The 20244-nt window shown below is 50.0% G+C and carries 12 protein-coding genes; 6 read left to right on the top strand and 6 right to left on the bottom strand.

Annotated features, from left to right (window positions below; all coding sequences use genetic code 11):
- Position 1: 1 nt before the first annotated feature.
- The gene (locus ACYQ1O_RS11100; RefSeq protein ID WP_459991753.1) at positions 2 to 1624 is read right to left on the bottom strand and encodes a protein adenylyltransferase SelO; all 1623 of its coding nucleotides are present in this window, start codon (positions 1622 to 1624) and stop codon (positions 2 to 4) included.
- 227 nt (positions 1625 to 1851) lie between these two features.
- Here ACYQ1O_RS11100 and ACYQ1O_RS11095 point away from each other — a divergent pair, with 227 nt between their 5' ends.
- The 3 genes from ACYQ1O_RS11095 (at position 1852) to ACYQ1O_RS11085 (ending at position 9257) form a co-directional block, all read left to right on the top strand.
- Positions 1852 to 4506, top strand: a complete 2655-nt coding sequence (locus ACYQ1O_RS11095) for an EAL domain-containing protein (RefSeq protein WP_459991752.1) — start codon at positions 1852 to 1854, stop codon at positions 4504 to 4506.
- A gap of 57 nt (positions 4507 to 4563) precedes the next feature.
- Positions 4564 to 8484 (top strand): ATP-dependent RNA helicase HrpA, encoded by a 3921-nt coding sequence (gene hrpA, locus ACYQ1O_RS11090; RefSeq protein WP_459991751.1) that lies wholly within the window; start codon positions 4564 to 4566, stop codon positions 8482 to 8484.
- An 86-nt stretch (positions 8485 to 8570) separates the two neighbouring features.
- On the top strand, positions 8571 to 9257 hold the full coding sequence (locus tag ACYQ1O_RS11085; protein WP_459991750.1) for a GGDEF domain-containing protein: 687 nt from the start codon (positions 8571 to 8573) through the stop codon (positions 9255 to 9257).
- An 18-nt stretch (positions 9258 to 9275) separates the two neighbouring features.
- On the opposite strand, the gene ACYQ1O_RS11080 is transcribed toward ACYQ1O_RS11085, so the two are convergent.
- Together ACYQ1O_RS11080 and uvrA are read right to left on the bottom strand one after the other, a co-directional pair.
- Complete coding sequence (locus ACYQ1O_RS11080) at positions 9276 to 9419, bottom strand: hypothetical protein (protein WP_459991749.1); 144 nt, start codon at positions 9417 to 9419, stop codon at positions 9276 to 9278.
- 28 nt (positions 9420 to 9447) lie between these two features.
- The gene (gene uvrA / locus ACYQ1O_RS11075) at positions 9448 to 12264 is read right to left on the bottom strand and encodes an excinuclease ABC subunit UvrA (RefSeq protein ID WP_459991748.1); all 2817 of its coding nucleotides are present in this window, start codon (positions 12262 to 12264) and stop codon (positions 9448 to 9450) included.
- Between the two features lie 282 nt (positions 12265 to 12546).
- On the opposite strand from uvrA, the gene msrP reads away from it, so the two are divergent.
- From msrP to ACYQ1O_RS11060, 3 genes are all read left to right on the top strand, one after another.
- Positions 12547 to 13479: a protein-methionine-sulfoxide reductase catalytic subunit MsrP gene (gene msrP / locus ACYQ1O_RS11070; RefSeq protein WP_459991747.1), complete on the top strand. Its 933-nt coding sequence runs from the start codon at positions 12547 to 12549 to the stop codon at positions 13477 to 13479.
- Positions 13480 to 13489: 10 nt separating this feature from the next.
- Positions 13490 to 14125, top strand: coding sequence for a protein-methionine-sulfoxide reductase heme-binding subunit MsrQ (locus ACYQ1O_RS11065; protein ID WP_459991746.1), 636 nt, complete (start codon positions 13490 to 13492; stop codon positions 14123 to 14125).
- Positions 14126 to 14199: 74 nt separating this feature from the next.
- On the top strand, positions 14200 to 14907 hold the full coding sequence (locus ACYQ1O_RS11060; RefSeq protein ID WP_459991745.1) for a glutamine amidotransferase: 708 nt from the start codon (positions 14200 to 14202) through the stop codon (positions 14905 to 14907).
- Between the two features lie 68 nt (positions 14908 to 14975).
- Here ACYQ1O_RS11060 and ACYQ1O_RS11055 read toward each other — a convergent pair whose 3' ends face one another.
- The 3 genes from ACYQ1O_RS11055 to ACYQ1O_RS11045 are packed head-to-tail and all read right to left on the bottom strand — an operon-like array spanning position 14976 to position 20237.
- Complete coding sequence (locus ACYQ1O_RS11055) at positions 14976 to 16736, bottom strand: putative bifunctional diguanylate cyclase/phosphodiesterase (RefSeq protein WP_459991744.1); 1761 nt, start codon at positions 16734 to 16736, stop codon at positions 14976 to 14978.
- 1 nt (position 16737) lies between these two features.
- Complete coding sequence (locus tag ACYQ1O_RS11050) at positions 16738 to 19671, bottom strand: hybrid sensor histidine kinase/response regulator (RefSeq protein WP_459991743.1); 2934 nt, start codon at positions 19669 to 19671, stop codon at positions 16738 to 16740.
- Complete coding sequence (locus tag ACYQ1O_RS11045) at positions 19668 to 20237, bottom strand: YfiR family protein (RefSeq protein ID WP_459991742.1); 570 nt, start codon at positions 20235 to 20237, stop codon at positions 19668 to 19670. The genes ACYQ1O_RS11050 and ACYQ1O_RS11045 overlap by 4 nt, the downstream gene beginning before the upstream one ends.
- Between the last annotated feature and the right edge of the window lie 7 nt (positions 20238 to 20244).

The raw sequence follows: 20244 nt of genomic DNA, 5'->3' as shown, positions 1-20244 counted from the left end.
ATTAAGAACTGCACGACAACATCGAACAACCCGCGCGCGTCCGCGCCCAGTCTGGGCGTTTGGCGGCGTAGCGTTCCTTGCCAGGCTGTTCGTCGTAAGGATGGCGTAGTACGTCGAGCAATTCATTCACGCCAGAAAAATCGCCTTGTTCGGCCTGGTCTATCGCCAATTGTGCCAAGTAGTTGCGCAATACGAATTTGGGATTGACCGCATTCATGGCGGTGCGGCGTTGTTGGTCGGTTTGCGGTTCGGCTTGCAAACGCGCCAAGTAACGCCTTAGCCAGCTGCCTAGACGGTTTTTATAGGCGTCGTCCAATTGTTCCGGCACATAGTAAGCATCCAACAGCGGCGCGATGAGCGCAGCGTCGGTGTCATCAGCCTTGGCTTTTTCCAGATTCGCCAAGTTGCGGAAGAACAACGTCATATCGGTTTCCACTTGCGGCAACAAACTGAGCAAATCGGCATATAAATCATCATCCGTTTCGGCTTGGTAACTTGCCAGGCCGAGTTTGTCCGCCATCATGGTTTGCCAGCCTGCACCAAAAGCCTGGGTGTATTCATCTAAGGCCTGTTTTAACGGTTCGGCGCGTTTGACTAAGAGATATAAGGCATTCGCCAATTGCCCCAAATTCCAAAAAGCAATTTGCGGCTGGTTGCCGTAGCGGTAGCGGCGTTCGCCAGCGTCGGTGGTATTGGGTGTCCAATTGGGATCGTAATCTTCTAACCAGCCGTAAGGACCGTAGTCGATGGTTAAACCGAGGATGGACATATTGTCGGTGTTCATCACGCCATGCACGAAACCGACGCGTTGCCAGTGTACGATCATCGCGGCGGTGCGTCGGCAAACTTCAGCAAACCATTGGCAATACAGATTAGTGTTCCATTCGGCATCAGCTGGCAACCAATCGGCAAAATCGGTGCGGATGGTGTAATCGAGCAGTTGCTTAAGCAAATCGAAATCATCACGTGATGCCGGCAGCTGAAAACTGCCAAAGCGCGTGAATGAAGGTGCCACACGGCAGACGATTGCTCCTAGTTCGCGTTGTGGATTACCGTTGTAGAACATATCGCGGACGACCGTTTCACCGGTCAACACCAAACTGAGGGCGCGGGTCGTGGGAACACCCAAGTGATGCATGGCCTCGCTGCATAAAAACTCCCGCACCGACGAGCGCAGCACCGCCAAACCATCGGCACTGCGCGAGTACGGTGTCAGCCCCGCGCCTTTTAGCTGCAAAGCCCAGCGCTGGCCTTGTCCGTTAAGGATTTCCCCCAAATTGATGGCGCGCCCATCACCCAGCTGCCCCGCCCAATAGCCAAACTGATGGCCTCCGTAACAGGTGGCGTAAGGAGCCATGCCATCCACCAAAAGATTACCGGCAAATATTTCAGTAAAGGCTTCGGATTGGCAATCTTCTGCGTTTAAGCCCAACAAGTTGGCAACTTCCAAGCTATAAGACACCAACTGTGGTTTTTTAACGGGCGTTGGCAAAACTTTGGAATAACTGGCACCGTAGACTTGACGGCGGAAGTTGTCCTGCTCTTCATCGCCTGGCAAAGTGGCGACAAATCGGTTATCAAAATGAAGTTTGCGGGAAAAAACGTGGGTCGTTGAGCTTGTCATAAAATTGTCCGCTGAGGATAGAAGCTGCATTTCAAAAAATAGCGTGTTTTCAGTCTACTTGAATATAGTTATATGTGATAAATTACCATTAAATACTATTGGAACCGCCTAAACTTCCAATATATTCACCAACAAACCTTAACACTACCCCTTGCTAAAGCTGAACTTTACACCTATAAAGCCCTATAAACCTACCTAATCAGTCAGTATCTAACGGAGCTTTTTGCATGTTAGCGTCACCAGCCGAACAAATAGAGCAACAACGCTTGCAAGCGTTGGCGGCTATGAATGTGCTGGATTCAGATTTTGAACCCACTTACGACACCATTGCCAAACTCGCTGCCGATATTTGTGGCACATCAATGGCTTTCATTAGCTTTGCCGATGCCGATCGCTATTGGTGTAAGGCTGTTGTGGGTGTCAGCAATTTCCGTGAAATATCCAAGGCATCATCATTTTGCAACCACATATTGGAGTCACAAGACTTTTTTACCGTCACCGACACCCATCAAGACGAACGTTTCATTAACAACCCGTTAGTCACAAACGCACCCTATCTGCGTTTTTATGCGGGCATGCCGCTGGTTGACAAGCAAAAATTCATCTTAGGTTCGCTGAGTGTCGCCGATACCCAGCCACGCCAACTCAGCAACGAGCAACAATCCCGTCTGAGGATGTTGGCGGATTTGGTAATGCACATCACGCAAAATCGTTCCATTCGCCTTAACTTAACCCAACATGCTTTAGATCGCGAAAAAGACGCGCTCAGACTCTACCGTGAAACGCCGGTGATGATGTACTCCATCGACGCACAGGGCAACTTGCTGCAAGTCAGCAACTATTGGTGCAAAGTGCTGGGCTACACTTGGCAAGAAGTATTGGGCAAACGCGCCCTTAACTTTTTCACAAAAGCTTCGCGCCGCGACTTGCTCGATTTCGTCTTTCCAGCGTTCTTAAAAACCGGACAATGCGTAGAAGCGCCGTTCCAAATGCTAAAAAAAGACGGCAGCATTATTGACGTGCTGTTATCCGCTTCGGCTGATTACGACAGCCACCACAACATTATCCGTACTTGGGCGGTATTGGTGGATGTAACCGAAAGCAACCGCTTGGCTCAAGCCTTGCAATCAGAAAAAGAACGCGCCCAAGTTACCTTACATTCCATTGGTGACGCCGTCATCACCACCGACATCGAACTGGTTGTCGATTATATTAACCACGCCGCTGAATACCTCACCGGCTGGACATTGGCGGAAGCCAAGGGTAAGCCGCTGTCGGAAATCTTCACCATTATCAACGAAAACACCCGCGAGCCGTCAATTGCATCGGCTTTGCGCTGCATCGAAGAAGGGCAAACGTTTGGCTTGGCACACGAAAGCATCTTGATTGACCGACACGGCAAAGAAAGGTTTGTCGAAGACACCGCCGCGCCCATCCGCAGCAGCCACGGCGACATTGTCGGTGCCGTTTTGGTTTTCCACGATGTCACCGAACAACGGCATATGCTTGAAAAAATTGCCTATCAAGCCCGCTATGATGGCTTGACGGGGCTTGTCAACCGCTATGCTTTTACCGAACAACTCAAACATCTGCTCTTTGATACCGTCGCCACCCAAGACGTACACGCTTTCTGTTACCTCGACCTCGACCAATTCAAACTGGTCAACGATACCTGCGGACATGCAGCGGGTGACGAATTGCTGAAGCAAATATCAGCTTTAATAAAAAACATCATCCGCAAAGGCGATACGCTCGCCCGATTAGGCGGTGACGAGTTTGGTTTGCTGCTGCCCCACTGCAGTCAAGCCAATGCCTACGCCATTGCCCAAAACATCTTCAAAATAGTCGAAGAGTACCGTTTTTTGCATGGCGACAAACGCTTTAAAATTGGCGTTTCCATTGGTGTTGTCCCCATTACCGCCACCAGCCACAGCGCCGACAGCATCCTGCAAACGGGCGATACCGCCTGTTACGCTGCCAAAGAAGCCGGACGCAACCAAATTTATCTGCTTCGCGAAGAAGACCAAGCCATCGCCCACCGCTTTGTAGAAATGCAATGGTTTAGCCGTATTCCGCAGGCATTGGAAGATAACCGTTTTGTACTTTATGCACAACCCATCAAGCGCATCCTTTCCGAAGCCGACAACGACGACAGCAGCACCCGTACACAAGAACCTCTATATTTTGAAATATTACTACGTTTACAGAGCGAGAACGGTGAACTAATTGCCCCAGGCGCCTTCATGAGCGCCGCCGAACGCTACAACATGGCTGCCAGCATTGACCGCTGGGTGATCGAAAACACCTTAAAATGGCTGTCAGAAAACCCCAGTGTGGTGGAAAACTTACACCTATGCTCCATCAACCTGTCAGGGCAATCGTTCAGCGACACCAACTTGTACTTGTTTGTACAAAAACAACTGCACGTACGGAAAATACCCGCACACAAAATCTGCTTCGAAATTACCGAAACTGCCGCCATCGCCAACCTCAACAATGCCGTCAGCTTTATGAAAAAGCTTGGCAAAAAAGGCTGCCGCTTTGCGCTGGATGACTTTGGCAGCGGCTTGTCATCCTTGGGCTATTTAAAAAATCTGCCCGTGGACATCTTAAAAATCGACGGCCTGTTTGTGCGCGACATCGTTGACGACCCCATCGACTTTGCCTTGGTGCGCTCCATCCACGAAATTGCCCAATTGCTCGGCAAAAAAACCGTCGCCGAATATGTCGAAAACCAAGCCATTTGGGACAAACTGCAAAAACTGGGTGTCGATTACGCCCAAGGTTATGGCCTAGGCAAACCCGTGTTGCTCAGCAGTTTGAGCCAGGATCATTTCGGAGGACAACAAGATTTTTTCAACGCCAGCCTGACCGCCTACTAATCAACAAAAGCAAAACCAGCAATCGCGTATAATGCCTTCATTTTTTTGATTGCCTTAATGTCCCTCCAAGAACAGCTTCGCCAGTTACAAACGCAACTGGCTTATTGTCTTAGCCAAGACCGCCACGCCTTAAAACGCCAACTTGACCGTTGCCAAAGCGAAATCAAAAAAGGCAAAGGCTCGCCTGAACAAGTCGCCGCCTTAACAGCGCGCATCGAAAAATCTGCCACTGGCTATCAAAAACGCCTCGCCAGCATTCCGCCGCTCAACTTCCCCGACTTGCCCGTCACCGGCAAAAAAGATGACATTGCCGAACTGATCGCCAAACACCAAGTCGTCATTGTCTGCGGCGAAACCGGCTCTGGAAAAACCACGCAATTGCCGAAGATTTGCCTGTCGCTAGGCCGTGGCGCGGCTGGTTTTATCGGTCACACCCAACCACGCCGCATTGCCGCGCGCACGGTGGCAGACCGCATTGCCGAAGAGCTGGGCGAAGCGCTGGGCAAATCGGTCGGTTACAAAATCCGCTTTAACGACAAAACCCACGCCGAATCGCTGGTCAAACTGATGACCGACGGCATCATTTTGGCAGAAACGCAAAATGACCCGTACTTAAGCCAATACGACACCCTAATCATCGACGAAGCGCACGAGCGCAGCCTGAACATCGATTTTTTAATCGGCTACATGAAATGGCTACTGCCAAAACGGCCTGATTTAAAGCTGATCGTCACCTCCGCCACCATCGACACCCAACGCTTTTCCGACCATTTCGGTGGCGCGCCGATTATTGAAGTTTCAGGCCGTACTTATCCGGTTGATGTCCGTTATCGTCCGCTTGAAGCCAAAGACGACGACAAGGAAGAAGAGGACGAAACCACCGACGATTTACAAAACGCCATCCTCGATGCCGTCGATGAGCTCTACCGCGACTTGCGTGGCGATATCCTGATTTTTTTAAGCGGCGAACGCGAAATCCGCGAAACCACCGATTCGCTCAAAAAACATCACGGCACCCGCTACGAGATTTTGCCGCTGTATTCCAAGCTTAGCGTCAGCGAACAAGAACGCGTGTTCAATCCCAAAGGCGGCAAAATCCGCATTGTATTGGCGACCAACGTGGCGGAAACCTCATTAACCGTGCCGGGCATCCGCTGCGTGATCGACACCGGACACGCGCGCATCAGCCGTTATAGCCATAAAAGCAAAATCCAGCGGCTGCCAATTGAGCGTGTCTCGCAATCCAGCGCCAACCAGCGCGCCGGACGTTGCGGGCGGGTTGCCGAAGGGATTTGTATCCGCCTGTATTCGCAAGACGATTATCTCGCCAGACCGGAATTTACCGAACCGGAAATCATGCGAACCAATTTGTCGGCGGTGATTTTGCAGATGATTTCGCTCAACTTGGGCGATATTGAAGACTTCCCATTTATCGAGCCGCCCGACGAGAAAATGATCCGCGACGGCAAAACCGTGTTGCAGGAAGTCAATGCGCTGGACAAATCCGGCAAGCTGACCGAAGTCGGCAAACAGCTCGCCAAAGTGCCGACCGACCCCAAACTGGCGCGGATGTTATTGGCAGCCAAAGAAGAGCATTGCCTGACTGAAGTGGCGATTATCGTGTCCGCGTTGAGCATTCAGGATCCGCGCGAAAAACCTGCCGATAAAATCCCGCAAGCCGATGCCAAACACGCCGCCTTCCGCCACCCTGAATCGGATTTTTTAACGCTGCTGAATATTTGGAACACCTTCGAGGAACAGAAAAAACATCTCTCCAACAGCAAGTTAAGAAAATATTGCAGCGAGAATTTTTTGTCGTATATCCGTATGCGCGAATGGTTCGACATCCACGAGCAAATCATGCAAGTGGTGAAAGGCGAGCTGAAAATGCACCTGAACACCGACGAAGCGGGCTATGAAAAAATCCATCGTGCCTTGCTGACCGGCTTGCTTTCAAACATCGGTTTCCGTCATGAGCCTTACGAATATCTGGGCGCGCGCGGCCTGAAGTTTTTCATCTTCCCCGGTTCCGGCCTGCACAAAGTGCGTCCGAAATGGATCATGGCGGCGGAGCAGGTGGAAACCAGCAAAGTCTACGCACGCACCGTGGCACGTATCGAACCGGAATGGATAGAAGCCTGCGCGGGGCATTTGGTCAAGCATTCTTACTACGACCCGCATTGGGAGAAGAAAAGTGCCCGCAACATGGTCTCGCAACGCACCTTGTTGTACGGCCTGACGTTACAGGCAGGGCGCAAAATCCCGTACGACCATGTCGATGCCAAAGGGGCGCGGCAAATGTTCATAGTAAACGCGCTGATCGAACACGATTACCACAGCAATGCGCCGTTTTATGTCGCCAACCAAAAGCTGCTGGAAGAAGTCGGCGTCATCCAACACAAAGGCCGCCGCGTCGATTTGGTGGAAGACGAACAATGGCTGTACCAGTTTTATGACAGCAAATTGCCCGATGACATTGTCAGCGGCGTTGCGCTGGATACCTGGCGCAAAACCGCCGAACGCGCCACCCCGAAAATCTTGTTTTTGACCAAAGAAGATTTGACGCGCGAACAGGAAGGTTTTGTCAACGAATGGGATTTTCCTGACACCTTCCCAAGCAAGAACTTAGGAACCAGGGCCAACCTGACCATCGCCCTGCAATACCGTTTCGAGCCAGGCCACGATGAAGACGGGGTGACAGCGATTATCCCCGTGCATCAGCTTAACCAGCTTGCGCCGATGCCGTTCGAATGGCTGGTGCCGGGCTTGTTGGCAGAAAAATGTGCGGCGCTGATTAAGGCATTGCCCAAGCAAACCCGCAAACACTTTGTGCCGGTTCCGGATTATGTGAAACGTTGTTTGGAAATTGAACCCGATTTTAAAGGCAGCGTCACCGAGTGGCTGGGCTACCGGCTGCGAAAACTGACCGACGAAGCCATCCCGCTGACCGCGTGGAATCTGGATGCCGTGCCTGAGCATTTGAAAATGAATTTCCGCGTCATTGACGAGCAGGGCAAATTGCTCGATTACGGACGCGACTTAGCCAAACTGCAAGCCAAACACAGCAGCCAAGCCGTGGATAGCTTTGAACAAATCGCCATTGACGAATTGCACCACACCGGCTGCATCCAATGGGCGTTTGATGATTTGCCGGACACTTACCAATTCATCCAAAAAGGCCAAAACTTTATCGGCTTCCCGGCCCTTATCGACGAAGGCGATGCCGTCGGAGTACGGATTTTTGACACCCGCGAAAAAGCCGAACAACAACACCAAGCCGGTTTAATCCGCCTTTGCCAATTGCAAATGCGCAAGGATTGCACCTATGTGCAAAAAAACCTGCCACAATCGGCGGCGGGCGAATTGGCCTATAACCGCTTGCCCAAACACCCGTTGCTGGATTACGGCAGCAACACGTCCTACAAAGACGATATGCTGAGCGTGGTGCTGCACCATCTGTTTGTTGAAGGCCGCAGCATCCGCACCCAGCAAGCGTTTGAAAACAACCTGAAGCAACACAAAGGCGAGCTGGTCAGCAAAGCCAACGAAGCGGGTAAAATCGCCTTGGACATCATGACCACTTACAACGCCATCAAAAACCAACTCAGCCGCCTGAACGGCAATGATGCGCTGGCAAAAGACCTCAACGAACAACTGGATTTGTTGATTTACGCCGGTTTTATTCGCCACACGCCTTACGAACACCTGAAAGCCATCCCGCGTTATCTGAAAGCCGCGCAATATCGGCTGGACAAATACGACAACAACCTGCAAAAAAGCCAAGAAATTAGCCGCTGCTGCCTACGCTTTTGGAAAGACATTGAGAAAAACGCCAAAAAGCCACGACGCTTTCCTGAGCAAGACCCGTACCGCTGGATGTTGGAAGAATACCGCGTCTCGCTCTACGCCCAGCAACTGAAAACCCCCTACCCCGTCTCCGGCAAACGTTTGGATAAGGCGTGGGCGGAGCGGAACTAATTTTATTGGTGCAATAGACAATGCTGATAAGCGACACTAAATTTGGGCGGATTAAAATAGTGGGTTTAATTACACTATTTTCAATCGTGACATCGGAGCTTATCACCTCGGTCGCCATGTATTTTTTTGACTGTGAAATCGATAAGGTAACGATTTTTATCGCAGGCTTGGTTCCCGCTATCGTAGCACCTTGCGCGTCTTGGTATATTGTTGGTTTAACAATAAAAATCAATAGCCTGCAAGAAGAAATGCGGATGATTGCCAACTATGACAAGCTAACCGGCACGATGACAAGAGGCGCATTCCTTAGCCAATGTGAGAATGCTTATGAAATTGCGCACCGCACGCATACCCGCTTAGCCATCCTTTACATTGATATTGATGACTTTAAAAAAATCAACGACACCTTTGGGCATCCTGGTGGCGATGAAGTCTTAAAAATGTTTGGCGACGTACTAAACAGCAGCTTAAGCAAAAATGACTTGTCAGGCCGTATTGGTGGGGAAGAATTTGCCTTGGCCCTACCCCATGCAAACCTGTCAGACGCGACCCAGCTTGCCGAATACATCTTAACCTCAATAAAAAACAATGTGGTGACCTATGCGGGCCAAAACCTCGGCTACACTGCCAGCATTGGCTTATCGCTCTACCAACCCAGCAACCACGTCACATTAGAAGAATTGTTCAAACAAGCCGACCACGCACTTTACCAAGCCAAAGAGAAAGGCAAAGATTGCGTGGTGGTGTACACAGACACTTTGTCGCTCACCTAATACACATACCGGAAGACCTTACTTAACATCCGGCGTTTGAGTCTGCGCTTCTGCCTTTTGGTGTTGCGAGATCAGCGTGCCCGCCATAATGAAGGTAAAAACAACAAGGTAAAAAACAGCTGCGACATAGCGGGCTTTTTTGCTGTTGTGGTAATCGTTCATGGTTTTTCTCCGCGTTAAAAACTAAAAATTATTCAAAAAATCGTTTTAAATACAAACCCGTATGCGATTTTTTGCAGGTAGTGATTTGCTTGGGCGTACCTTCGGCTATCAACAAACCGCCGCCGTCACCGCCTTCCGGTCCCATGTCGATAATCCAATCGGCGGTTTTTATCACATCCAAATTATGTTCGATGACGATGACGGTGTTGCCGTGGTCGCGCAGCGCGTGCAGGACTTTCAGCAATTGTTGGATGTCATGGAAATGCAGGCCGGTGGTCGGTTCGTCCAAGATGTACAAGGTTTTGCCGGTGTCGCGTTTGGACAATTCCTTAGCCAGCTTGACACGCTGCGCTTCACCGCCCGATAACGTGGTCGCGTTTTGCCCTAGGGTGATGTAGCTTAAGCCGACTTCCATCAAGGTGTGTAATTTCCGCGCCAACGACGGCACGGCGCTGAAAAACTCGGCGGCATCTTCAACCGTCATAGCCAGCACTTGGCTGATGGTTTTGCCTTTGTAGCGAATTTCCAAGGTTTCGCGGTTGTAACGGTTGCCGTGGCAGTTGTCGCAATTGACGTAAATATCCGGCAAAAAATGCATTTCCACTTTAATCATGCCATCGCCCGCGCAGGCTTCGCAGCGTCCGCCTTTTACGTTAAAACTGAAGCGGCCCGGCGTGTAGCCGCGCGAGCGGGCTTCCGGCGTGGCGGCAAACAGTTCGCGTATCGGCGTGAACAAGCCCGTGTAAGTGGCGGGATTTGAGCGCGGTGTACGGCCTATCGGGCTTTGGTCAATATCGACGATTTTGTCGAAATGTTCCAAGCCGTCAATGCCCTCGCAAGGTGCAGGCACGACACTCGCCCCATTGATAAGCCGCGCGGCGTGGCTGTACAAGGTATCGTTGACCAGCGTCGATTTGCCGGAGCCAGACACGCCAGTGACGCACGTCAGCAAACCGATCGGAAAGGCAATATCGACATTTTTAAGATTGTTGCCACTGGCTTGGCGAATGACGATTTGTTTGTCAGGATTCGGCGGCGTCAACGTTTCCGGCACGATAATGCCCAGTTTGCCGGACAGGTATTGTCCGGTCAGTGACGCTTCGCTGTTCAGTATGTCCGCCAACTGGCCTTGGGCAATGATTTGCCCGCCATGTACACCCGCACCGGGGCCAATATCGACAATATGGTCGGCGGCGCGGATGGCATCTTCATCATGTTCGACAACGATAACGGTGTTGCCCAAATCGCGCAGGCGGAATAAGGTGTTCAGCAGCCGTTCGTTATCGCGCTGGTGCAAGCCGATGGATGGCTCGTCCAAGACATACATCACGCCGACCAAACCCGCGCCAATTTGGCTGGCCAGGCGGATGCGTTGCGCTTCACCACCCGATAGCGTATCGGCGCTGCGGTCTAGGGTTAAATAATCCAAACCCACATTGACTAAAAACTCCAAACGCTCCTGAATTTCTTTAATGATTTTGACCGAAATTTCACCGCGCTTGCCGGGCAGGTTCAAGCCTTGGAAAAAGCCCAGCGAGCTGCGGATGGGCAAGCGGGTAATTTTCTGGATGGGTTGGTTGTCAACAAAGACATTGCGGGCAGCAACATTCAAGCGTGCGCCGTTACAAACCGTGCAGACTTTCTGCGACAAATATTTCGCCAGCTCTTCGCGTACCGCTTGCGAGTCGGTTTCATGGTAGCGGCGCTCCATATTGGCGATGACGCCTTCAAAGGGATAGCGTTTCTTTTTGCTGGATTCGCTGCCGTTAAAAAAGTTGAATTCAATGCTTTCGTCGCCGCTGCCAAATAAGATGACGGCTTGGTGAGCTTTGGATAGTTGGTTGAACGGCGCATCCAAATCAAAGCCGTAATGCTGCGCCAGCGAACAAATCAGTTGGTAATAATATCCGTTGCGCTTGTCCCAACCGCGCACCGCACCTGCCGCCAAACTGATGTCGGGGTTATGGATGACCAATTCAGGGTCAAAATGCTGGCGCACGCCCAAACCGTCGCAAGAACTGCACGCGCCTTTCGGGTTGTTGAAGGAAAAAATGCGCGGCTCCAATTCGCTGAGGCTGTAGCCGCAATGCGGGCAGGCGTAGCGTTCGGAGAACATGATTTCGGTGTCGTCTTCCAAGCTGACGGCAATGGCAATGCCATCGGCGATACGCAAAGCGGTTTCGAACGATTCCGCCAAGCGCAACGCCAAGTCCGGGCGGATTTTAAAGCGGTCAACAATGACTTCAATGGTGTGTTTCTTTTTTAAGTCCAGTTTGGGGGCTTCGTCCAAATCGTACACCCCGCCGTCGATGCGGGCGCGGATGAAGCCTTGCGCGCGCAAGTCGTCGAACACTTGCAGATGCTCGCCTTTGCGGGCTTTGACCACCGGCGCAAGCAGCATCCAGCGCTGTTCTTGCGGTTGCGCCAGCATTTGGTCAACCATTTGGCTGATGGTTTGCGCTTCCAGCGAGACTTTGTGTTCCGGGCAACGGGGTGTTCCGGCACGCGCGTACAACAAGCGCAGGTAATCGTAAATTTCGGTAATGGTGCCTACCGTGGAGCGTGGATTGTGCGAGGTGGATTTTTGTTCGATGGAAATGGCAGGGGATAAGCCCTCAATGTGGTCAACATCGGGCTTTTCCATCATCGACAAAAACTGCCGCGCATAGGCGGACAAGGATTCGACATAACGGCGTTGGCCTTCGGCGTAAATGGTGTCAAATGCCAAGGAGGATTTGCCGGAACCGGACAATCCGGTAATGATGATGAGCTTGTCGCGGGGTAGGTCGAGGTCGATATTTTTTAGGTTATGGGTTCTGGCGCCGCGTATGCTGATGGTATCCATGAAGGTATCCGTAATTGATGCAGGCCTAATGATATACGCTTAAGGAAGCGGCAAACAAGCGGATTGAGCGGTAAAGTCACTAGCAGGGATGATTGCAACTGATTAATTTCATTTTAATATTTTGACTTTAGCCAAGCTGGGCTATATTGCTTGTACATGAGAAATGTTCCACAGGCATTTTCTGCCCTTCAATTTAAAATAAAAGCATACTACCGGTAATAAATTGCCATCAGCGCCGACCAATTGGAAAACGCAAGCCACACCCTATTAAGGAGATCATCGATGCCAAGTTATAAAGCCCCAACCGTACCCAGTTCTGAAATCACCCCGCGCGATCTGTTCTACGCGCGCCGTAAGTTTATGCAAATGGGGGCTGGCGCAACGCTCGCCGCTTTGATGCCGCCTGCTTTATGGGCAGGGGAAAAATTGTCGGGCGTAAAAAAATCGGTTTATAACGTGCCGGAAGAATTGACGCCTTATAAAAATGTCACCACATACAACAATTTTTACGAATTTGGCACCAGCAAGGAAGACCCCGCCAATCACGCCGGCACGCTAAAAACCCGACCTTGGAGCATCAGCATTGAAGGCGAAGTCAGCAAGCCGAAGGTGTTCGACATTGAGACTTTGCTAAAAATGGCGCCGCTGGAAGAGCGCGTTTACCGGCTGCGTTGTGTCGAAGCGTGGTCCATGGTGGTGCCTTGGCTGGGCTTTTCACTGACGGAATTAATCAAGCAAGTGGAACCCACCAGCAAAGCCAAATATGTTGAGTTCATCAGTTTAAAAGATAACGAACAAATGCCGGGGCAAAACTCAGCCGTTTTGGAATGGCCTTACCGCGAAGGTTTGCGGATGGATGAGGCGATGCACCCGCTCACGTTGCTGACTTTTGGCTTGTATGGCGAGTTGTTGCCCAACCAAAACGGCGCGCCGGTGCGTATCGTTGTGCCATGGAAATACGGCTTCAAAAGCGCGAAGTCGATTGTCACCATCCGCTTTACCGAACAACAACCCGTCTCAAGCTGGATGCAAGCAGGTCCTGGGGAATACGGCTTTTATTCCAACGTGAACCCGGATGTCGACCACGCTCGCTGGAGTCAAGCCAAAGAACGCCGTTTAGGTGAGTTTTTACGGCGCAATACCCTTATGTTCAATGGCTACACTGACGAGGTTGCCCATTTGTATACGGGCATGGATCTTAAGCAGTATTTTTAAGGGGGTCGCCATGAAAACTATCGACAACAAAACCTTGGCTTGGTTAAAAGTCGCCGTCTTCATACTGGCCTGCATGCCCTTGGCACGTCTGGTGTTTGCTGCGTTTACGGATGATTTGGGTGCCAATCCCATTGAAAAAATTACCCGCATTACAGGCTATTGGACGTTAGTGTTACTAATGGTCTCGCTTAGCATCACGCCGCTGCGCAAATTATCGGGTTGGTCTTGGCTGGTACGTTTGCGGCGCATGCTGGGGTTGTTCGCATTTTTTTACGCGTGCCTGCACTTTTCGACGTATTTGGTGTTGGATCAGTTTTTCGATTGGGCGAGCATCGGCAAAGACATTTTGAAGCGGCCTTACATTACCGTCGGTTTTCCGGCCTTTTTGCTGATGATCCCACTTGCCGTGACCTCAACCGATGGCATGATCCGCCGTTTGGGTGGTAAACGTTGGCGAAATCTGCACCGCTCCGTGTATGCCTGTGCAATAGGCGGCGTAGTGCATTATTGGTGGTTGGTAAAAAAGGACCTGAGCAACCCTAAAGCTTTCGCGCTCATTCTGGCGGTGTTGCTGGGGCTGCGGGTGTATAACTGGCTGGTCAGCTTGCGGAAACAACCACTGATGGCGCAACCGCTGAAACTTTAAATATTAAGTTTTAATTGCTGACCTATTTGATTTGGTTTATAAAATAAACATTTAGCCATTTTCTTAGAGATCGCATGAAAAAACTCGTCATCATTAAAACCGGTTCTACTTTACCGGGCATACAAGCGCGTTATGGTGATTTTGAACAGTGGATGGTGGCTGCCAGCGGGCTGACTGAAGATCAGGCCATCACTATCAATGTACAGGCGGGGCAAGCATTGCCGAATTTGCAGGAGGTAAGCGGGATTATTATCACGGGGTCGCCGGCGATGCTCACCGACCAAGAAGCCTGGATGCTGCGATTACAAGCGTGGCTGCCACAAGTCTTGATGCAGGCCATTCCTGTGCTGGGAATTTGTTTTGGACACCAAATATTGGCGCAAGCGATGGGTGGGCAGGTTGCGTACCATCCGCAAGGGCGCGAGATCGGCACGGTGGCTATCGAATTGACTGCAGATGGACAACAAGACCCGTTGTTAAGCTTTTTGCCACCGGCGTTTTTTGCCCACACCACGCACGCGCAAACGGTGCTGGAATTGCCCGAACACGCCGTGCTGCTGGCGAGCAATGCTTTTGAGCCGCACCATGCTTTTCGGTTAGGGGATAGGGCTTGGGGATTGCAATTCCATCCTGAATTTTCCACCGACATTATGTCGGCTTATATCAGCGAATTGGCAGAAAGCCTAAGCGGGCAAGGCCAAGATGTAGCGGCTTTGCAAGCATCTGTCACAATGACAAATGCCGTTAATTTGTTGCTGAAGCGCTTTGTGGCATTGCTTTAAGCATCGAGCCACCCAAACTTTGTTGATCGGTTTAAACGGTTTTCTTTAACAAAACCACAAAATACCGATCAACTATTACGATTTTCCAACGTATTCAGCAAAAAAACCTCCAGCTCCTCAGCTTTAACAGGTTCACAAAACCAAAAGCCCTGCACTTCTTGGCAACGTTTATTTTTTAGGAACTTCAGCTGGTCAGCCGTCTCAACACCTTCGGCAAGCACTTTCATGCCCATACCTTCCGCCATTTCGATAATGGCGCTAACAATGGCGGCACTATTCGTATCTTCAATGATGTCGGTGATAAAACTTTGGTCTATTTTCAAGCGCCCTACCGGAAAGTGCTTTAACCTTCTTAAGCTGGAATAACCCGTACCAAAATCGTCAATAGCCAAACCAATCCCCATATTTTTTAAGGTTTGAAGAGCCGTTATCACCGCTGTCTCATCGGAAGTTATCGCGCTTTCTGTCAGTTCAAACTCCAATAAATAAGGGGCTAAACCGGTTTCGGCAAGAACACCGGCAACCATCTCTGTAAAACCATCTTGTAATAACTGTACAGTAGAAATATTAATGGCCATGCGTTTAAACAACAAACCATCATTGTGCCAACGCTTAGCCTGATAGCAGGCTGTCTTTAAAACCCATTCGCCAAAGCTGACAATCATTCCGCTGGCTTCAGCATGGGGAATGAATTCGTTAGGCGCAACGCCATTCAACTCCGCACTGTTCCATCTTAACAACGCCTCAACGCCAGTACAGCGTCCTGTCAGGGTATCCATTTGCGGCTGGTAGACTAAAGACAACTCATTATTTTCAATGGCTTTACGCAAACATTTGTCCATATTTAATGACTGGATTGCCGCTTTCGCCATGTGTTTAGAAAAAAACTGATAGCTATTGCCGCCCGAACGTTTGGAGTAATACATAGCCATATCGGCGTTTTGCAAAAGCATTTCTGCGGTTTCGCCGTCATCGGGGTAAACAGCAATGCCGATGCTGGTGGTGGTGTAAAGCTCGTGATTATCGATGGCAAAGAGATGGGAAAAATTGCTGATGATGCGTTGGGCAACGACAGCTGCCGCCTGATGATTATCAATCCCTGTCAGCAATAAAGTGAACTCATCACCCCCTAAACGGGCTAAAGAGCTTCCTTCTTGAGAAGCATTCTTCGGAACAAGCAAATCTTTAGCGCGTAAACTGGCTTGCAAGCGCTTGCTGGCGGCTTGCAAAACCTTATCACCATAATGATGGCCTAAAGTATCATTGATACGCTTAAAGCCATCCAAATCTAAAAATAACACCGCCAATTTCTGTTGTTTGCGCGCCGCCACCGCCACCATAAAATGTAAGTGTTCACGAAAAAACTGACGGTTGGGCAACCCCGTCAAGGTGTCAAAATAAGCCATGCTATGCAAACGCTGCTGGCTTTCCAATAGCTGGCGGGTGGTTTTGCTCCCCCTGAGCATGTAGCGGATGCGGTGGCTTAACAGGTTGATATTGATGGGTTTGGTGATAAAGTCGGTGGCCCCGCACTCAAAGGCGCGCGTGATCGAATCTATATCATCCAACCCTGTCATCATAAGAATGGGTAAATGCTTGCCAGTGATTTGGGATCTGATCTCGCGGCAAGTGGCAAACCCATCCAACCCACCTGGCATAATCACATCCAAAAGCACGGCATCGATGCGTTGCTCATTAAAGAATTCCAAACCCTCTTCGCCGCTGCCAGCCTCTTCAATAGACATGCCAACAGACTGCAAGGCTTTGCTAATTAGCAATCTCACCAATGAATCATCATCAATAACAAGAATGCGTGGGGATTCGGGCATTTTAGTCTCCATGTTGCTGGTCGTATTTATCAAGGTAACGCATCAGTGCCGCCCGGGTTAAAGTAAACTCTTGTTTAATGTGTCCAAGCACGGCGATCTGCAAATCCGGCTTGGTCTGCCTGGTTTCAAACTCAAGTTTCCGGCAAAGTTCAGCCAAACTGCTCGCCCCCATTTGGCTGGACGTTGACTTAAGGGTATGGCTGGCAATACGGAGATTCTCAATATCCATTGCTGACCAGCTGGTTTCCAAATTTTGCAGCAACTTTTCAGCGTTGTCCAAGTATAGATTGATAACTTGCTTGAGCAAGCCATCGCCGCCATTTTGGTCAAGTTTTTGTATGTTTTCGAGCAAAGCTTCTTTGATGTAGCTTTCTCCATGCGTGTCGGTGCTGCGCTCTACCGGCAAGACTTCCATGCCTACCGATTGGATCGGGGTATTCAACCAACTGTTTAACACATCATGCAGGCGATGGGCATTAAACGGCTTGCTGACATAGCCATCCATACCGGCCTGCAAGCACCTTTCCTGGTCGCCTTCCACCGCATTTGCCGTGATGGCAATAATGGGAAAATAACCAACTCCCCCTTCACGTTGCAAGCCCCTGATGGCGGCGGTGGCCTCGTAACCATCCATTTCCGGCATCATACAATCCATAAACACCAAATCGAAGGCTTTTTCTTTGACGATCTGCAAAGCCTCCAAACCATTTTGGGCAATATCAACACCGCAGCCAAAGCTCTCCAGCATAAGCCTGCCCACTTCCTGATTGACCGGATTGTCCTCGACCAACAACAAATTCGCTGTCAATAGCGGTGTCTCCGAACAAACATCGGCATCTTGATCTTTCTCCTCTTTAGGATTCAGATAAGCCCTCAACAAACCGCCATACAGACTTAACTTACTGATTGGTTTGAAAAGATAAGCAGAAAAACCATATTTTTTCTTTAGCGTGCTTTCCTCTTCTTCCAAACTGGAGGCCAACAAAACCAACGGGCATTGGTACAAATCCGCATCTTTATAAATACACCCGCCCAAATCCAAGCCGTTAATTTCAGACAAAGCCATATCTATCAAAACCAATTGATAAGGCTTGCCATCGGCTTTAGCCGCCTTCAGTTTGTCAATTGCGGCATCGGGGTGGCTTTCCTCATCGACATCCATCCGCCAAAACAGGCAGTATTCTTTAATGATTTGCGACCAAGCGGCATTAGCCTCAACCAACAAGAGCTTGACACCGGCAAGTTGCGTGTAGTCCTGAGGTATATATTGGACGGGCGGCTTGCAAACTTTTAACGGCAAAGCAAACCAAAATTGCGACCCCCTGCCGATTTCGGAAGACACGCCCATCCGGCCTTTCATCAGCTCCACCAGTTGCCGGCAAATCGCCAAGCCCAAACCTGTGCCGCCATATTTGCGGGTTGTCGAACCATCCGCCTGACTGAAAGCCTTAAATAACTTCGGCATAACGTCTTTTTTAATGCCAATCCCCGAATCGTTGACTTCAAAACGGACCAGCGGCGGCGCTGAATCGGCGTGTTTAAGCAAAAAGACATTGACGATAATATCGCCCGCCTTAGTAAACTTGATGGCATTACCCAGCAGATTGTTAAGCACTTGTTGGATACGGGTAGGATCACCGGTCACAAATTCCGGTACATCAGCTGCAATGCGGTAGCTCAACTCCAAGCCTTTGCCATAGGCGGCTTCTGCTGACAGCTCCAAAACATCACCCACCAATTGGTGCAAATTAAAATCCAGATTTTCAAGCTCCATCCGCCCCGCTTCAATTTTGGAAAAGTCGAGGATTTTGTTTATGAGCATCAGCAACGATTCACCTGATTTGTGGCTGGTCAGGGCGTAATGGCGTTGCTTTTCGTTTAACTCGGTGTTCAACAGCAACTGCGACATACCCAGCAAGCCGTTCATTGGTGTGCGTATTTCATGGCTGATCGTGGCTAAAAATTGTGATTTCGCCAAGTTTGCCGCCTCCGCTTCCTTTTGGGCTTGTAACGCCTCTTGAATGGCGGCTTCCAAGTCGGCATTTTTCTTGGACAATTGTCGGGTGCGGGCCAACACTTGCTTTTCCAAATGCGACCGGTAACGTAACAATTGTTCGTCACGCTCTTGAATTTCGGTCAGCATGGCGTTAAAAACCGTCGCCATTTCGCCAAACTCATCGGTACTGGCAGGCCAAATCCGGCGGTTGAATTTTTTCTCTAAGGTAACGGAACGCATGGCTTGCATCATTTCTAACAAGGGCGCCAAAAACACGCGTTGCAACTTGGTAGAAACAAAAAAGATGGTGATACACGTAAAAATAAAAATGACGCCTATCAGCCCATAAAAACGTTGCAGCAAAGCATTGAGTTCGCTTTGGTCATCGGCCAAGTGCAAAACTCCCTGTAATTCACCATCCAATAACACGGGCCGGAGCAAATGCAGGTTGTTATCTTGATCGTAAACAATGGCTTGCTGGTAACCGGATGACTCGGCTTTTTGTGGCGTGCTTGTCAATGATCTGAACCACGCTAACAAGCCTTTGCGCTCAATTGCAGGCTCACCTTCCGGAACAAGCACATAGCTTTTTGCCTGCACGCCTTCCCATACCGGCTTTGCCAGATATTCCGTATGGTAAGTCGCAAAGACTGCATTGTATTTGTCAAACAATTGGGCGTAACGCAAACTCGGCTGGCTGCCCAGGCCATCAAGCATTTCTTGGGCAGTGGGCGCATCGTTAAACGCCAAGGAGGCGCTACTGTTCCAAGCAATTATATCCGCCATCAATTCCAAGCGTTTTTCGGTATCGGCTTTTTTGGTCAGGTATTCATTGATAACTACCGCCGCCGTCAGCAACAATAAAGCCATCATTGCCGTCAAAGTCATGATCGAAATCAGCTTGATACGGATAGGTGCATTATTAAACCAATGCTTCATGGTTGCCGGGGTTCTTCAATTATTTTAGCCAAGGTCAGCAATCTGGCGCTGATGTTTAAACGGGCCGTATGTACAGCATCCAGATTAACAATTAAATGAACTTTGCCTTCACTGCTGTCTAGCCCCACCATGCCGCCTTGGCTGGCAAAATCATAGCTTTCACCGATGGTCAGCAGTGGATGGACTTTCATGTCTTGCAACAATTGCAGCAGCGCACCCGCTGACAAGGTATCTTGGCTATTGGCAACATAGAGGACATGGCATTGCTCCACATTACGGATACGGCTAAGATTGATGACATGCAGGGTACGGTCGTGTGCGATTTTGTTGTCAATATCGGCAAAGGATTGTTGGGTAACGTTATCACCCACCACGCAAAAGTCGATGCTACCTTGCGTCTGCATTTGTGTTTCTGTGTCAGGCGGCCAATGGGCGAAGCGGACAATATTTAACGCCAACGCAGCAAACACCTTGCCTTCTTCCAATGTTTGCGAACAAGCGGATGTACTGCCGAGCATTAAGCCCAAGCCGAGTAAGCGCAATAGATAGCGTTGTAAGTTTTTCATCTATTGT

The sequence above is a fragment of the Methylosoma difficile genome (assembly GCF_054657615.1).
The sequence above is the reverse complement of the archived record's forward strand: the minus strand, read 5'-3'. Positions and strand labels throughout refer to the sequence as shown.